A 14279-nucleotide genomic window follows, 5' to 3' on the forward strand; every position below is an offset into this window, starting at 1 on the left:
TATTTTGCGAAAGGGCTTGAATTCGTCCGGCGGTTGCCTGACTTTAGAGTCAAGAGGCGCAGAAAACCCAACGCCCTCAGTGGCCTAGGCACGCCTCTCGCGAGCAAGCTGAATAAGGATTGAATCATGCAAATCCAGGTCAACAGCAGCAACCACATCGAAGGCAACATCCGTCTCGACCAATGGGTCCGCAGTACCCTGCAGAGCAGCCTCGAACGTTACGAGGACGACCTCACCCGCATCGAAGTCCACCTGCGTGACGAAAACGGCGCCAAGCCCGGTCCCCACGACAAACGCTGCCAGATGGAGGCTCGCCCGAAAGGTCACCAGCCGATCTCCGTGACCCACACCGCCACTTCGCTGGAACATGCCGTCGATGGCGCCGCCAGCAAGCTGAACCATGCGCTGGAACACTTCTATGGCAAGTTGCGCAGCAAGCGCGGCGTCCTGGAACTGAGCGATCCAGACGCCTGACACTCGAATGTGTCCAATGAAAACGCCCGGCCTCGCGCCGGGCGTTTTCATTTGTTCGCCGATCAGCGGGCCTGAACCAACCCCGGCCGCCTCCGGTCAACCCCTGCAGTCATTCACTGCAGACCCCTACCATGAACAACCCTTTCGATCAGATCAGCGCCGCCTTCGCCCCCGAGTACCGGGTCAACCTGAGCATCGAACGCCTGGACGGCAGCATCATGCTGACCCTTTCCGACGACAGCGGCGTGGTCGCCAGGCGCCTGATCAGCCAGGCCCAGCGCAACGACCCGGTGCGCCTGCAGCGGGTCATCGACAGCATCCGCCTGGGCCTGGCCATCGAGCTGGGGCAGAACCCGCTGGAAGTGCTGGCGGCCCTGACCCGCACTGGGCACGGCGAGCAGCGCTTTCCTGCCGCCGGCATTGCCAACTGAGGCCTACTTGCCCTCGTCCACTTCCTTGCCGCTGGCATCCAGCGCCTTGGTCGACGGGTAGCGGTACGAGGCGTAGCGCACCACCAGGATGGCGAAGGCCAGCAGCAGGATGCCCCCGCACACGTACAGCAGCCCGACATCCGGCGCCTTGTGGTGCGAGACATCGCCGATCAGCAGGCGGGTCAACGCGGTGATCGCCACGTAGAGCAGGAAGCGGATCGGCATGTGGTTGGTCTTGAAGTAGATCCCCACCATCGCCCCCAGCTCCAGGTAGATGAACAGCAGCAGGATGTCATCGACGCTGACCCCGCCCTTGCCCAGCATGTCCAGGAAGGTCACCACCGCCGCATAGGCGGTGATCGCGCCGATGCCGAACAGCGCCAGGTAGTGGAAGGCTTCCACGCACAGGTTGCCCAGCGAGTCGGCGGAGCCGTGCAGGCCCTTGCGCAGTCTTTCTGCCCATTTGATGTTCACGATGTTCGATTCCTAGATACGGCTGAAGGTCTTGTGCCATGCAGTTAAAGGGCCACGGCCCCTGTCTTGGAAGGCGGCCGATTGCCGCAGGACACCTGTGGGCTACGCTGATTTTCAGTTTGCCGGGCCATCATTGCGGTTGCAGGATGATGGCCGGGCGATGTACTGTATAAAAATACAGTTGTCCGCAACCCAACCAGCAAAAAGGCACAGAGGTGATGAATGGCCGTCGAAGTGGTGTATCGCAGCAGCCGCGACCCGGAGCGCTTGTTCATGGATAAGGCCGAAGCAGACCGTCACGACAAGATGCTCGAACTGGCCGAGCGCCTGGCCGAGGTGCTGCACAAGGCCGTGCCGTCGCTGAGCGAACAGCAGGTCGAGGAAGCCGGTATCTACATGGCCAAGAACCGCGACGTGTTCGCCCGGGCGTTCAAGAGCCAGCCGGATGCGCTGGCGGAGTTGCTCGAAGGTGGCACAGCCGAGTAAACAGCATCGCGGGGCAAGCCCGCTCCCACGCCCCCCTCCTGTAAAGGCGGCCAGCGTGGGAGCGGGCTTGCCCCGCGATTGGGCCATCAGCCATACAACAATCTTTCGGCCAACATCTGCGCCACCCTGGCCGGCGACCGTTTCTCCGCCTGGGCATGGGCGAACACCTCGGTCAGCCGCGTGGGAATTCGCGCCAGGTGCGCGGTGATGGTGCCCACGGCTTCCCCCCGGTGGGTCAGCGCCACATAGATCAACCCGCCCGCGTTGATCACGTAGTCCGGCGCATACAGAATCCCCCGACTCTCCAACTGGTCGGCCACCTGCAGAGTGGTCAGCTGGTTGTTCGCCGACCCCGCCACCGCCGCGCAGCGCAACTGCATCACGCTCTGGCCGTTGAGCACCGGCCCCACGCCACAGGGCGCGAAGATGTCGCACGGGGTGCTGATCAAGGCCTCGTGGGCCACCGGATGGGCATTGAACTGCTCCACCGCCAGGCGCACCTTGCCTGCATCCAGGTCGCTGACCAGCAACTCGGCGCCCGCCGCATGCAGTTGCTCGGCCAGGGCATAGCCCACGTTGCCCAGCCCCTGCACCGCCACCCGCAGCCCCTCCAGGTTGTCGCTGCCCAGTCGGGCCATGGAGGTGGCGCGGATGCCGGCGAACACGCCGATGGCCGCATGGGGCGATGGGTCGCCCGAAGCGGTGGTGCTGGTCACATAGGGGGTGGACTGGGCGATGCAGTCCATGTCGAGGGTCGAGGTGCCGCTGTCCACCGCCGTGATGAAACGCCCCTGGAGGGTGTCGACGAAGCGGCCGAAGGCCTCGAACAGCGCCGCACGGTTTTCCACGTGCGGATTGCGCACGATCACCGCCTTGCCCCCGCCCATCGGCAGGCCGGCCAGGGCCGCCTTGTAGCTCATGCCCTGGGCCAGGCGAATGGCGTCGGTCATGGCGCTTTCATCGTCGGCATAGGGCAGGTAGCGGCAGCCGCCCATGGCCGGTCCCAGCTGTTCACTGTGGATCACCACCACGGCCTTCAGGCCCGTGGGCGGGTCGATGAACAGGTGCAGTGACTGAGCGCGGGTGCTTTGCATGAGCTCGAACATAGACGGGCTCCCCAACGAGGTGCTCCTACCAGTATAAACAGGTCGTGGCCGGACAACTCACGGGCGGACCACTGGACGAAAAGCCGCGCCAGGGCTACAAGTTAAGCGTGATGGAGAGGTCCCATGAACCCACGCCAAGCCTGCCTGGCCTGCCTGGAACGCGAGCCGGTCGCCCTGCTGGAAGCCGCCCTGTGGATCGCCGCCGAGCATGACGGCAGCGTCGAGCCTGCGGCCGGCCTGGCACGGCTGCACGAGCTGCAACGCGACGTCAGCACCAGCCTGCCGATGCTGCCACTCGTTGAGCTGGCCCAACCCTTGCTGCGCCAGCTCAACGCCCTGGGCTTCCAGCAGGACGAGTACCACCCGCTGCGACCGCAGGCGGCCCTGATGGACAAGGTGCTGCAGCGCCGCCGCGGCCAGCCGTTGCTGCTGGCCATCCTTGCCCTGGAACTGGCCCGCCGCCTGTCGATCCCCTTGGAAGGCGTCAACTTCCCCGGCCACTTCCTGCTGCGCGTACCCGGCGCCGACCACCTGCTCGACCCCTGCGGTGGCCGGCGCCTCTACCCCAACGACTGCCGTGAACTGCTCGCCCGCCAGTTCGGCCCGCAGATGCCGCTGACCGCCGAGCACCTGCGCAGCGCCTCGCCGATGCAGATGCTCCAACGCCTGTCGCGCAACCTGCGCCAGCTGCATACCAGCAACGACAACGACCTGGCCGCGCTGGTCGATGCCGAGCGGGTCATGCAACTGGGCCCGGTGCAGGTCAACGACTACCTGGCCCGCGCCACGCTGTACCAGCATCTGGACTGCCCCCAGGCCGAACGCTTCGACCTGGAGCACGCGCTGCTGCTGACCGACGACCCGCTGCAGCGCCTGAAGCTCAGCGAACGCCTCGGCCAGTTGCCCAGCGGCAAACGCTCAATCCATTAAGGCCTCGCCCTCGACCTTCGGCTCACGCGGCCGCGGCGCCCGCACCCTGCTGATCAACAGCGCCCCCAGCACGGCCGGGACGGCGCAGAAGAAGAAGATCTGCTCCACCGGCATGTGCAAGGTCAGCAGCAGGCTGCCCAGAAGAGGCCCGAGGATCGAGCCGAAACGCCCGACGCCCAGGGCCCAGCCAGTACCGGTTGCACGCACCTGGGCCGGGTAGAAGTTGCTGACGAAGGCATTGAGCGTCAACTGGCCGCCGATGATGCAGAATCCGGCGGCGAACACGCTGGGCACCAGCCAGCGCGGATCGTCATGATTCAGGCCGACCAGCACGCTGAACAGCGCCGCGCCCAGCAGCACGGCGGCCAGCAGATAAGCCTTGTTGGCCATGCGGTCGGCGCACCAGGCCAGGCACACCGCGCCGAAGGTGCCGGCGAACAGGAACAGCGAGGTGACCAGGTTGGCCTGGTTCAGCGCCAGCCCGCTTTCCTGCAGCAGCGACGGCAGCCAGCTGATCATGAAATACAACAGGATCAGGCTGACGAAGAAGGTGCTCCACAGCAGCAGGGTCGGGCGGGCGAAACCGTCGCGGAACAGCGACACCACGGTGAGTTTGCTGTCCGCCGGCTCGTCGGCCGTGATCCGCGCCGCGGGTATCTGCCAACCGGGCAACAGACGGGCAGTCACCCGCTGCAACCGCACATAGGGCGGGGCGTCGCGCAGCAGGCGCGGCAGTGACTCGGGCAGGAACAGTGCCAGGAACGGGAACAGCAGCAAGGGTGCAACGCCGCCGGCGAGGAACACTGCCTGCCAGCCGTAATGGTCGATGAAGCCCGCAGCGACGAAGCCTCCCGCAGCGCCACCCAGGGAAAAACCGCAGGCCGCCAGGGTGACCATCAGGGTACGCAGTCGAGGCGGCGCGTAGTCCGCCATCAGCGCCATGGCGCTGGGCATGGCGCCGCCCATGCCGATGCCGCAGAGAAAGCGCGCCAGCATCAGACTGTCGAGCGAAGAAGCGAACACCATCAACACCGTCAGGCTGGCGTACAACAGCACGCAGCACAGCAGCACCCGGCGCACGCCAAAGCGGTCGGCCAGTGGCGTCACCGCCAGCGAGCCGACCGTCAGCCCCAGCAGGTTGGCGCTGAACACCGGCCCGAAGGCGGCCTTTTCCAGGCCCCAGTCCTGGGCCAGCGCGGGAATCACATAGCCCAGCACCTGGGCGTCATAACCATCAGTGACCAACAGCAGGATCAACAGCAGCAGCAGGCGCCACTGGTAGGGTGACACCGGGCGCGCGTCGAGCGCCGCGCGAAAGCTGGCTATCTGGTTGTGCATCGCAAGGTCCCTGTCTTTTGTTGTTATGAGTGCAGGTGCGGGCGGTGGCGATCAGTCGGGCGTGTCGGGCTGCCTCGCCGGGTGGGCCTGGTGGAAGGCCGGGTGCTGCTCGGCCAGGGCGGCCACCCGGCGAATGCGCGGGTAGCCACCGAGGTCGATGTTGAAGCGCTCGGCTGCGTACAACTGCGGGATCAGGTAGACATCGGCCAGGCCCGGCGTCGCCCCGAAACAGAAGCCGTCATCGCCGATCAGTTGCTCCACCGCCGCCAGCCCCTGGCTGATCCAGTGGCCGATCCACTGGTTGACCTGGGCATCGTCGTGCCCCAACTGACGCAGTTGGTTGAGCACGCTGACGTTGTGCAACGGATGGATATCGCAACCGATGATCGCCGCCACACCGCGCACCTTGGCCCGGGCTTCGGGCGCACGAGGCAGCAGGGGCATTTGGGGGAAGGCTTCCTCCAGGTACTCGATGATCGCCGGCGACTGCACCAGCAGCTCGCCACTCTCCAGGCGCAGGGCCGGCACCCGGCCCTGGGGGTTGAGTGCCAGGTAGTCCGCGCCGCGCTGCTCGCCCTTGAGCAGGTTCACAGGCTCGGCCTGGTAATCCAGGCCCTTGAGCGCCAGGGCGATGCGCACCCGATACGACGAGGTGGAGCGGTAGTAGGTGAACAGTTCCATCGCCCTGCCCCCCTCAGTTGGCCGCGACGATGGTGCCGCGGCACTCGCCGAAGCCGATGCTGGCCACGCCATCACGCACGCAACGGGCGCGCAGGATCAGCTCGTCGCCGTCCTCGAGGAACTTGCGCACCTCGCCGCTGGCCAGTTCCACCGGGTGCTTGCCGCCCTCGGTGATCTCCAGCAGGCTGCCGAACGAGCCCGGCGCGGCGCCCGACAGGGTGCCCGAACCGAACAGGTCGCCCGGCTGTAGCTGGCAGCCGTTGACACTGTGGTGGGCGACCATCTGCGCCACGGTCCAGTACATGCTGCGGGTGTTGCTGAGCGTGAGGCGGTGGGCCGGCAGGTTCTGCTCGCGCATGTTCGCGGTCAGCAGCAACACTTCCAGTTCGATGTCGAAGGCGCCGGCGGCCTGGTCGCGCTTGTCCAGCAGGTAGGACAGCGGCTGCGGGTCACCGTCCGGACGGGCCGGCTGGGCGCAACGGAACGGCTCCAGGGCCTCGGCGGTGACGACCCATGGCGACACCGTGGTGATGAAGCTCTTGGACAGGAACGGGCCCAGCGGCTGGTATTCCCAGGCCTGGATATCCCGCGCCGACCAGTCGTTGAGCAGGCAGAAACCGGCCACGTGCTCGGCGGCGTCGCCTACCGGGATCGGCTGGCCCATTTCGTTGCCCTGGCCGATCCAGATGCCCAGCTCCAGCTCGTAGTCCAGGCGCGCGCAGGGGCCGAAGCTCGGCTCCGTCTGGCCCGCCGGCAGGGTCTGGCCCTTGGGGCGGCGCACATCGGCGCCGGAAGCACGGATGGTCGAGGCGCGGCCGTGGTAGCCGATCGGCACGTGCTTGTAGTTGGGCAGCAGCGGATTGTCCGGGCGGAACAGCTTGCCGACATTCTTGGCGTGCTCGATGCCAACATAGAAGTCGGTGTAGTCACCGATCTTCGCCGGCAGGTGCAGTTGGCATTCGCTGGCCGGGTACAGCGCGGCCTTCAGCGCGCCCTGGTGCTCGCTGCCCTCGCCCAGCAGCGCCAGCAGGCGCTCGCGCAGGGCCACGCGGGCCGCCCGGCCGAGGGCGAAGAAGGCGTTCAGCGCGCCACCGACGGTGGCTTCGACGGCGGCCTTGGCCGCGCCGTCGAACAGGCCGGCGGCCAGCACGGCCTCGAGGTCGAGGATCGCGTCGCCGATGGCCACGCCGCAACGTGGCGCCTGCCCTGGGCGGCTGAAGATGCCCAGGGGCAGGTTCTGCAGCGGGAAGTCACGGTGCCCGTTGGCGTGCTCGACCCAGCTGCGGGCAATGGCGGTGTGGTTCATCGGTTATCTCCGGTTCGGGTTGAAGGTGCTCGGCAGGGTAGCCCAGCAACTATCGTAGTCGGCCTGCAACTGCGGGCTTTCGAGGGCCTGGCGGCTCGGACGCAGCACCTGGCTGGTCTCGAACATGAAGGCCATGGTGTTGTCGATCTTGTGCGGCGCCAGGTCCACCGAGATGGCCTTGTCGCAGGTCTCAGCGTCCGGGCCGTGGGCGCTCATCACCCCGTGCAGCGAAGCACCGCCGGGCAGGAAGCCTTCGGCCTTGGCGTCGTAGGCGCCCTGGATCAGGCCCATGAACTCGTTCATCAGGTTGCGGTGGAACCATGGTGGACGGAAGGTGTTCTCGGCCACCATCCAGCGCGGCGGGAAGATCACGAAGTCCATGTTGGCCATGCCATGCACGCTGGTGGGCGAGGTCAGCACGGTGAAGATCGACGGGTCGGGATGGTCGAAACTGACCGTGCCGATGGTGTTGAAGCGGCGCAGGTCGTACTTGTACGGCACGTTGCTGCCGTGCCAGGCGACCACGTCCAGCGGCGAGTGCTGCAGTTCGCAGGCCCAGTGTTCGCCGAGGAACTTCTGCACCAGTTGCACCGGGCCGGTGCTCTCTTCGTAATGGGCGACCGGGGTGAGGAAGTCACGCGGGTTGGCCAAGCCGTTGCTGCCGATCGGGCCGAGGTCCGGAATGCGCAGCGGCGCACCGTGGTTCTCGGCGATGTAGCCACGGGCCTGGGCATCAAGCAGTTCGACCCGGAACTTCATGCCCCGTGGGATCACCGCGATCTCCAGCGGCCCGACCTCGAGCACGCCCAACTCGGTGGCGATGCGCAGGCGACCTTGTTCAGGCACCAGCAGCAGCTCGCCGTCGGCATTGAAGAACACCCGCTCCATGGAACGGTTGGCGCGGTAGATGTAGATGCTCACGCCAGCCGGCTTTTCCGATGCCGAGTTGGCCACCATGGGTACCCAACCGTCAATGAAATCGGTCGGCTCGGACGGGATCGGCTGGGGGCTCCAACGCAGGCGATTGGGGTTGACGGGCCCCAGCGCGCCGGTCAGCGGCTGGCGCTCCAGGCGCTCGAAGCGTGGGTGCAGCGCCGACGGGCGAATGCGGTACAGCCAGGTACGGCGCAGTTCGCTGCGGGTCATGGTGAAGGCAGTGCCCGACAGCAGCTCGGCGTACAGCCCGTAAGGGGCCTTCTGCGGCGAGTTCTGCCCGACCGGCAGGGCGCCGGGCAAGGCTTCGCTGGCGAATTCGTTGCCGAAGCCGCTCAGGTACTCGAGTTCAGGGGAAGTGTCGCGGGTCATCGGTGCCTCCAGGCTGCTGGGAGCCGTTGCGGGCAGCTGGCTGCGGGCCCGATCCTGAAACCGGCACCAAGGGCGGCAGCGCGTCTGCATTGTTTTTATCGTAATCAGATTACGAATAACGTAATTTGCCCGCGCGCAGGCGTCAAGCTATAAAGGCGCCACTCCATGAAATCTGCATAGAAGCCCCCCATGGCCAAAGCCAGCAGCAGTGCCGACAACGGCAAACAGAAGGTCCGCTCGGCGGAAGTCGGCACCGACATCCTCAAGGCCCTGGCCGAACTCTCCCCCTCCACCTCGCTGTCGCGCCTGGCCGAGCACGTGGACATGCCGGCGAGCAAGGTGCACCGCTACCTGCAGGCACTGATCGCCAGCGGCTTCGCCGAGCAGGACCCAGCCACCAACCACTACGGGCTCGGGCGCGAGGCGTTGCGGGTAGGCATGGCGGCCCTGGGCAGCATCGATGTTCTGAAAGTGGCGGCGCTACCGCTGTCGCAGCTGCGCGACGAACTCAACGAAAGCTGCTTCATCGCCGTGTGGGGCAACCAGGGCGCGACCGTGGTGAGCATCGAGCCGGCAGTGCGGGCAGTGACGGTGGTGACCCAGATCGGCTCGGTGCTGCCGTTGCTGAGTTCGTCCACCGGACTGGTGTTCGCGGCTCATCTACCCGAGCGGGAGACCGTGGAACTGCGCGACCAGGAACTGGCCACGCTCGGCCAGAAGGCGGACGACTATGCGCCCCTGCTGGAGCAGATCCGCCAGCGCGGCCTGCACCATGTGCACGGGTTGCTGATGCCGGGGGTGGATGCGCTGTCCGCGCCGGTGTTCAACGCCATGGGCCAGGTCGCCGCGGTGATGACCGTGGTCGGGCCGACCTCGATCTTCCATGCCGACGAGCACGGCCCCGCCGCCCGGCGCCTGCTCGCCGCCACCCAGGCCACCAGCTGGCGGATGGGCTACGGCGCGGACCAGTGAAAGGACTTACAAAGCATTACGGATTTTCACTGCGAAGGCTGGCTATAGTCCGCCTTGCACTTTTACCCGAAACGTAAAGGTGAATGTCATAAGCGGCTATTTTTCCCACGGGTTCGAACGCTTATCCTGATCTCACTGGCCGGCACGAAGGGCTCTCCCCCCCGCCTTTCGCGCCCGCCCAGGTTCACCGACGTTGATTTTGAAGCTCCTTGATCTAACGTCTCGATTGGCCGCTGCGATTGCAGCGGCCTTTTTTATTTGTGCAAGAATCGGCTGACGGAACCTTGTGGGAACGGGCTGGCTGAGAGCGGTCTTTGTGGGAGCGGCCTTGCGTCGCGAAAGGGGCGCACAGCGCCCCCAGACTCCGAGCCTCCATCGAAATTGCTGGGGGCTGCTGCGCAGCCCTTTCGCGACACAAGGCCGCTCCCACAGGGGGATCGTTCCCTGCGCGACAATTCGGCCCAAAGGGCTGGGCGATCTCCCACGCAAATCCGACCCTGCCGTGACACGCGCGCCTCAACCCAACGGATACTTCTGCAGGTTCGCCATCATCTGCTGCAACGCCTGCAGGCTGTCCTGCGGATGCCCGGCGCCCTCGAAGTCGCCAATCCGCGCCCAGTTGTCCGCCACCTGCTCGGGCGTGAACCCTTCGCGCGGGTCGAAACCCACGCCCTGGCTGCGCTCCCAGCGCACCTTGCCGACCCAGCCGCCACCCACCTCGAACAGCTCGCCGCTGTCCTGGCACTGATCGCTCCCCAGGTACACCACCAGCGGGCTGATCAGCTCAGGCTGCAGCCGTTCGAACACCTGCGGCGGGATCAACCCCTCGGTCATGCGCGTGCCACCGGTCGGGGCGATGGCGTTGACCAGGATGCCATGCTTGCGGCCCTCGATGGCCAGGGTGCGGGTCAGCCCGTAGAGGCCGAGCTTGGCCATGCCGTAGTTGGCCTGGCCGAAATTGCCGTAGATGCCCGAAGTGGACGAGGTGAAGATCACCCGCCCCCAGTTCTGCGCCCGCAGGTGCGGCCAGGCGGCATGGGTGACCTTGTAAGCACCTTCGACATGCACGCGGTAGACCAGCTCCCAGTCGCTGTCTTCCATCTTGTGGAAAGTCTTGTCACGCAGGATGCCGGCGTTGTTGACCAGCACATCGACCTGGCCAAAGGTGTCCATGGCTTGCTCGACGATGCGTGCGCCGTCCGTGACCGAGTCATGGTTGGCGATCGCCGAACCGCCCGCGGCGCGGATCTCCTCCACCACGCGGTCGGCCGCCGAGGCGTTGGCACCTTCGCCGTGGGTCGACCCGCCCAGGTCGTTGACCACCACATGCGCGCCGCGCGCGGCGAACAGCAACGCATGGGCCCGGCCCAGGCCGCCACCGGCCCCCGTGACGATCACCACTCGATCCTGCAGACGTACTGGTTCGCTCATGCTCAAGGCTCCTGGCAATGAAGGGATGCAACGCAGTCTCCGCCAGCCGCCGGGGCCGGGCAATCAAGCGCACCGTGGCGAATGCCGCCCGATAACGCCCGGCGATGATCGCCCGGTCAGGACCAGGCGACCTTCAGCGGCACATAGCTCATCGGTTGTTCACGAAAGGCCAGGTAGTGGCGCAGCACCTGCACTGGCGCCTCGGTATGCGGGTAGTGGCCGATGCCCTGCAGCACCACGGTGTCGGGCTCCGGCACCAGTTCACGGTAGCGCTCGACCATGTGCGCGCCGGACAACGGATCCACAGCGCCATTGATGAAGCGCAGCGGCACGCCCGGGCGTTGCAGCGCCGCGACCCAGCGTTCGCGCTGGGCCCTGCGCTCGGGCAGGAAGCTGATGAGCCGGTGCAGGATGCGCGGGCCGCGATTGGAAGCGATCAGGCTCCAGTAGTCGTCCAGGGCGCTTTCGCTGGGGTGGGTGCAGGGGCCGTAGACCTGGGTGACGTTGCGCACCAGGTCGTCGCGCCCGAACGAGCGCCCGACCAGCCAGCCCAGGCGGCTGAGCAGCAGCTTCTGCACCAGCAGCACACGGCAGCTCTCGGGGAACAGCCCGCTGTTGAGGAATACGCAACTGGCCACCTCGAGCCGCTGTTCATGGTGCCTGGCCAGCAGCTCCTGGGCGACACTGCCGCCGTAGTCGTGGGCCAGCAGGTGCACCGGCTGGTCGATGTGCAGGTGCGCCAGCAACGCCTGCTGCAGGTCGGCCTGCTCGAGCAGGCTGTAGTCGTGGTCCGCGGGCTTGGCCGAGTCGCCGAAGCCGAGCATGTCGCAGGCCACCACGCGAAAACGCTGGGTCAGGGGTGCCCACAGGTAGTGCCAATCCCAGCTGGCCGTGGGGAAACCGTGAAGCAATAGCAGGGGCTCTCCTTGCCCTGCCGTCCAGTAGCGGATGCTCTGGCCCCGGAAGGTGAAACCCTGGCTCCGGGTGCGCCAGACGCACAATGGAATCTCGGCCAGTGGCATCACGGTCGTCCCGGTGGATAAGTGTCGGAAGAGGGCAAGGCTGCGTTCATTGCATGTCACCTCGGCACATACATGTGCTCTCTATGTCGAGGCTCAGTCTAGAAGCCTATACGAAGGTGATAAGTCGCCTTGGCAGCCAGCCTGATGACCGTGCGAGTCAGTGGCACGAACGGTCAGATCAGCTTCATCAAAAGCGGCGCCGCCAGCAGGTTGAGCAGCCCGGTCAGGACCATGACCAGGCCGGCCACCGAGCCCTCCTCGCGGCCGACCTCCTGGGCCCGGCTGACGCCCGCGCCATGGGCGCCGACGCCGAACAGCGCGCCCCGCGCCAACGGCGTGCGCAGTGGCAGCCAGCGCAGCAGGATGCCGCCGAACATCGCCCCGAGCACGCCGGTGAACATCACGAACACCGCCGTCAGCTCCGGCACGCCGCCCAGGTCCTGGGCCACCGGCATGGCGAACGGCGTGGTGATCGAGCGCGGCAGCAGCGACAGGCTGACCGCCTCGTCCAGCGCCAGCAGGTGCGCCAGCGCCCAGGAACTGCTGATCGAGGCCACGCTGCCGGCCAGCATGCCCACCAGCAGCGCCGGCCAGTGGCGCGCCAGCAGTGCCCGCTGCTGCCAGATCGGCACCGCGAAGGCGACGGTGACCGGGCCCAGCACGCCCATCAGCCAGTGGGTGTTGCGGGCATATTCGGCGTAGGCGGTGTGCAGCGGCATGGCCACCGCCAGCAGCAGCGCCGGCACCAGGATCAGCGGCGACAGCAGGTAGCGCCCGCTGCGCCGGTACAGCCAGCGGCTGCCCAGGTAGGCGCCCAGGGTCAGCGCCAGCCAGAACAGCGGCATGGGTTCAAGGCTCATGGCGCAACCTCCAGCGGCACACCAGTTCCACGGTCAGCGCGGTAACGACCATAACCAGCAGCGTGCTCAGGGCGATCACCAGCAGGATGCGCCAGCCTTCGCTGCGCAGCAGGCTGGCGTAGTCGAGCAGGCTCATCAGCGCCGGGATGAAGAACAACAGCATCTCGGCCATCAGCCAGCCGGCGCCCAGTTGCAGGGTGGCCGGCTTGAGCACGCCGGTCGCGAACAGCACCAGCAGCAGCGCCAGGCCCATCACCCCGGCGGGGATCGGCCAGGCCAGCCAGGCGGCCAGCTGGCCACCGATCAGGAACAGGGCCAGCAGCACCGTCAGCTCGGCGAGCAGGCGCAGGGTTTTCTTCAGCAATTCAGGATTCATGGCGGGGTTCCTCGACAACGCGCCCATTGTAGAAGTCGCGCACCTAGGCCAGAAGCGAATTGTTAGACTGACAGCCATTCCAGAATGGAATCGAGCGATCATGGAATTCAAACAGCTGCGCAGTTTCATCGAGGTCGTTCACAAGGGCGGCTTCACCCAGGCGGCGACCACCCTGCACATCAGCCAGTCGGCGGTGAGCAAGCAGGTCGCCCAGCTGGAACAGGCTATCGGCCAGCCACTGCTGGAGCGCCAGGGCTCACAGTTGCTGCTGACCGCCGCCGGGCGCATCGTCCTCGAGCGTGGCGAGGCGCTGTTGCGTCAGCGCCAGGAGTTGCAGAGCGAGCTGGACGATCTCAGCCAGATGGCCCGCGGCGAATTGCGCCTGGGCCTGCCGTTGCTGGGCAGCGACGCGCTGTTCGCCGGACTCTTCGCCGAGTACCGGCGGCGGCATCCGAACATCTCGATCCAGTTGCTCGAAGGCGGCAGCCGCATGGTCGAGCAGGCGGTGAAGGGTGGCGAACTGGAACTGGGCGGCAGCCTGACGCCGAGCGATCCGGCGTTCGACTATCAACCTTTCTGCAACGAGCCGCTGGAGGCCCTGCTGCCCGCCGGGCACCCGCTGGCCGGGCACGCCGACGTCGCCCTGGCGCAACTGGCCGACACGCCGTTCCTTCTGTACCAACGCAGCTTCGTGTTGAACGATCGGTTGCTCAGTGCCTGCCAGCAGGAGGGCTTCACGCCCAGGGAAGGCGGACGCAGCGGCCAGGCGGACTTTCTCGCCGCGCTGGTGGCGGCCGGTCAAGGCGTGGTGCTGCTGCCGGCGATCGTCGCGCGGGCGCTGGAGCGGCCCGGGGTGGTGCGCCTGCCGTTGCGGGCGCCGGAGTACCTGCGCTGGGACATCGCCTTCATCTGGCGGCGCGGGGCTTATCTGTCGCGGGCGGCGCAGGCGTGGCTGGCGTTGTTGCGCGAACAGAACGAATGACACGAACGTGTAGGAGCGGCCTTGTGTCGCGAAAGGGGCGCGAAGCGGCCCCAGGTTCTGAGCGTCTGCACATAAATTGCTGGGGCCGCGCTGCGGCCCTTTCGC

At 66.6% G+C, this 14279-nt stretch carries 16 protein-coding genes; 6 read left to right on the top strand and 10 right to left on the bottom strand.

Annotated elements, in window-relative coordinates; translation table 11 throughout:
• Window positions 1–126: 126 nt before the first annotated feature.
• Window positions 127–474: an HPF/RaiA family ribosome-associated protein gene (locus DMX06_RS10885; RefSeq protein ID WP_110736870.1), complete on the top strand. Its 348-nt coding sequence runs from the start codon at window positions 127–129 to the stop codon at window positions 472–474.
• Between the two features lie 131 nt (window positions 475–605).
• Window positions 606–905 (top strand): DUF3509 domain-containing protein, encoded by a 300-nt coding sequence (locus DMX06_RS10890; RefSeq protein ID WP_110736872.1) that lies wholly within the window; start codon window positions 606–608, stop codon window positions 903–905.
• A 3-nt stretch (window positions 906–908) separates the two neighbouring features.
• On the opposite strand, the gene DMX06_RS10895 is transcribed toward DMX06_RS10890, so the two are convergent.
• Window positions 909–1379 (bottom strand): phosphate-starvation-inducible protein PsiE, encoded by a 471-nt coding sequence (locus tag DMX06_RS10895; RefSeq protein WP_110736873.1) that lies wholly within the window; start codon window positions 1377–1379, stop codon window positions 909–911.
• Window positions 1380–1601: 222 nt separating this feature from the next.
• Between DMX06_RS10895 and DMX06_RS10900 the strand changes: the two genes are divergently transcribed.
• A complete protein-coding gene (locus DMX06_RS10900) occupies window positions 1602–1865 on the top strand; it encodes a YebG family protein (RefSeq protein ID WP_110736875.1) in 264 nt (87 codons plus the stop codon).
• Window positions 1866–1951: 86 nt separating this feature from the next.
• On the opposite strand, the gene DMX06_RS10905 is transcribed toward DMX06_RS10900, so the two are convergent.
• Window positions 1952–2971, bottom strand: a complete 1020-nt coding sequence (locus tag DMX06_RS10905; RefSeq protein WP_110736877.1) for a Leu/Phe/Val dehydrogenase — start codon at window positions 2969–2971, stop codon at window positions 1952–1954.
• A 123-nt stretch (window positions 2972–3094) separates the two neighbouring features.
• Here DMX06_RS10905 and DMX06_RS10910 point away from each other — a divergent pair, with 123 nt between their 5' ends.
• Window positions 3095–3901 (top strand): SirB1 family protein, encoded by an 807-nt coding sequence (locus DMX06_RS10910; protein WP_110736879.1) that lies wholly within the window; start codon window positions 3095–3097, stop codon window positions 3899–3901.
• Here the strand turns inward: DMX06_RS10910 and DMX06_RS10915 are convergent.
• From DMX06_RS10915 to hmgA, 4 genes are read right to left on the bottom strand one after another with little or no spacing between them, the layout of a single operon-like run.
• Window positions 3890–5239: an MFS transporter gene (locus DMX06_RS10915; RefSeq protein WP_110736881.1), complete on the bottom strand. Its 1350-nt coding sequence runs from the start codon at window positions 5237–5239 to the stop codon at window positions 3890–3892. The two genes, DMX06_RS10910 and DMX06_RS10915, sit on opposite strands and share 12 nt — an antisense overlap.
• Window positions 5240–5290: 51 nt before the next feature.
• The gene (gene maiA / locus DMX06_RS10920; RefSeq protein ID WP_110736882.1) at window positions 5291–5920 is read right to left on the bottom strand and encodes a maleylacetoacetate isomerase; all 630 of its coding nucleotides are present in this window, start codon (window positions 5918–5920) and stop codon (window positions 5291–5293) included.
• A 13-nt stretch (window positions 5921–5933) separates the two neighbouring features.
• The gene (gene fahA / locus DMX06_RS10925; protein ID WP_110736884.1) at window positions 5934–7226 is read right to left on the bottom strand and encodes a fumarylacetoacetase; all 1293 of its coding nucleotides are present in this window, start codon (window positions 7224–7226) and stop codon (window positions 5934–5936) included.
• 3 nt (window positions 7227–7229) lie between these two features.
• The gene (hmgA, locus tag DMX06_RS10930; RefSeq protein ID WP_110736886.1) at window positions 7230–8531 is read right to left on the bottom strand and encodes a homogentisate 1,2-dioxygenase; all 1302 of its coding nucleotides are present in this window, start codon (window positions 8529–8531) and stop codon (window positions 7230–7232) included.
• A 189-nt stretch (window positions 8532–8720) separates the two neighbouring features.
• Here hmgA and DMX06_RS10935 point away from each other — a divergent pair, with 189 nt between their 5' ends.
• The gene (locus DMX06_RS10935; RefSeq protein ID WP_110736888.1) at window positions 8721–9503 is read left to right on the top strand and encodes an IclR family transcriptional regulator; all 783 of its coding nucleotides are present in this window, start codon (window positions 8721–8723) and stop codon (window positions 9501–9503) included.
• Window positions 9504–10019: 516 nt separating this feature from the next.
• Here DMX06_RS10935 and DMX06_RS10945 read toward each other — a convergent pair.
• The 4 genes from DMX06_RS10945 to DMX06_RS10960 form a co-directional block, all read right to left on the bottom strand.
• On the bottom strand, window positions 10020–10934 hold the full coding sequence (locus DMX06_RS10945; RefSeq protein WP_110736892.1) for an SDR family oxidoreductase: 915 nt from the start codon (window positions 10932–10934) through the stop codon (window positions 10020–10022).
• Window positions 10935–11050: 116 nt separating this feature from the next.
• Window positions 11051–11956 carry an alpha/beta fold hydrolase gene (locus DMX06_RS10950; RefSeq protein WP_110736894.1) on the bottom strand — a complete coding sequence of 302 codons (906 nt, stop codon included), beginning with the start codon at window positions 11954–11956 and terminating at the stop codon, window positions 11051–11053.
• Window positions 11957–12129: 173 nt separating this feature from the next.
• The gene (locus DMX06_RS10955) at window positions 12130–12816 is read right to left on the bottom strand and encodes an LrgB family protein (RefSeq protein WP_110736896.1); all 687 of its coding nucleotides are present in this window, start codon (window positions 12814–12816) and stop codon (window positions 12130–12132) included.
• The gene (locus DMX06_RS10960; RefSeq protein WP_110736898.1) at window positions 12806–13192 is read right to left on the bottom strand and encodes a CidA/LrgA family protein; all 387 of its coding nucleotides are present in this window, start codon (window positions 13190–13192) and stop codon (window positions 12806–12808) included. Before DMX06_RS10960 ends, DMX06_RS10955 begins: the two co-directional genes overlap by 11 nt.
• 100 nt (window positions 13193–13292) lie before the next feature.
• Here DMX06_RS10960 and DMX06_RS10965 point away from each other — a divergent pair, with 100 nt between their 5' ends.
• Window positions 13293–14174: a LysR family transcriptional regulator gene (locus DMX06_RS10965; protein ID WP_110736900.1), complete on the top strand. Its 882-nt coding sequence runs from the start codon at window positions 13293–13295 to the stop codon at window positions 14172–14174.
• The last annotated feature ends 105 nt before the right edge of the window (window positions 14175–14279 follow it).

This window comes from Pseudomonas mosselii (assembly GCF_003205295.1).
Lineage (GTDB): Bacteria > Pseudomonadota > Gammaproteobacteria > Pseudomonadales > Pseudomonadaceae > Aquipseudomonas > Aquipseudomonas mosselii_B.

Excerpts from the sequence above, each read along its gene's own strand:
- DMX06_RS10955 (WP_110736896.1), bottom strand. The coding sequence starts at position 12,816 with ATGAGCCTTGAACCCATGCCGCTGTTCTGGCTGGCGCTGACCCTGGGC.
- DMX06_RS10890 (WP_110736872.1), top strand. The coding sequence starts at position 606 with ATGAACAACCCTTTCGATCAGATCAGCGCCGCCTTCGCCCCCGAGTAC.
- DMX06_RS10965 (WP_110736900.1), top strand. The coding sequence starts at position 13,293 with ATGGAATTCAAACAGCTGCGCAGTTTCATCGAGGTCGTTCACAAGGGC.
- DMX06_RS10905 (WP_110736877.1), bottom strand. The coding sequence starts at position 2,971 with ATGTTCGAGCTCATGCAAAGCACCCGCGCTCAGTCACTGCACCTGTTC.
- hmgA (WP_110736886.1), bottom strand. The coding sequence starts at position 8,531 with ATGACCCGCGACACTTCCCCTGAACTCGAGTACCTGAGCGGCTTCGGC.
- DMX06_RS10945 (WP_110736892.1), bottom strand. The coding sequence starts at position 10,934 with ATGAGCGAACCAGTACGTCTGCAGGATCGAGTGGTGATCGTCACGGGG.
- DMX06_RS10915 (WP_110736881.1), bottom strand. The coding sequence starts at position 5,239 with ATGCACAACCAGATAGCCAGCTTTCGCGCGGCGCTCGACGCGCGCCCG.
- DMX06_RS10960 (WP_110736898.1), bottom strand. The coding sequence starts at position 13,192 with ATGAATCCTGAATTGCTGAAGAAAACCCTGCGCCTGCTCGCCGAGCTG.
- DMX06_RS10910 (WP_110736879.1), top strand. The coding sequence starts at position 3,095 with ATGAACCCACGCCAAGCCTGCCTGGCCTGCCTGGAACGCGAGCCGGTC.
- DMX06_RS10900 (WP_110736875.1), top strand. The coding sequence starts at position 1,602 with ATGGCCGTCGAAGTGGTGTATCGCAGCAGCCGCGACCCGGAGCGCTTG.
- fahA (WP_110736884.1), bottom strand. The coding sequence starts at position 7,226 with ATGAACCACACCGCCATTGCCCGCAGCTGGGTCGAGCACGCCAACGGG.
- DMX06_RS10885 (WP_110736870.1), top strand. The coding sequence starts at position 127 with ATGCAAATCCAGGTCAACAGCAGCAACCACATCGAAGGCAACATCCGT.
- DMX06_RS10950 (WP_110736894.1), bottom strand. The coding sequence starts at position 11,956 with ATGCCACTGGCCGAGATTCCATTGTGCGTCTGGCGCACCCGGAGCCAG.
- maiA (WP_110736882.1), bottom strand. The coding sequence starts at position 5,920 with ATGGAACTGTTCACCTACTACCGCTCCACCTCGTCGTATCGGGTGCGC.
- DMX06_RS10935 (WP_110736888.1), top strand. The coding sequence starts at position 8,721 with ATGGCCAAAGCCAGCAGCAGTGCCGACAACGGCAAACAGAAGGTCCGC.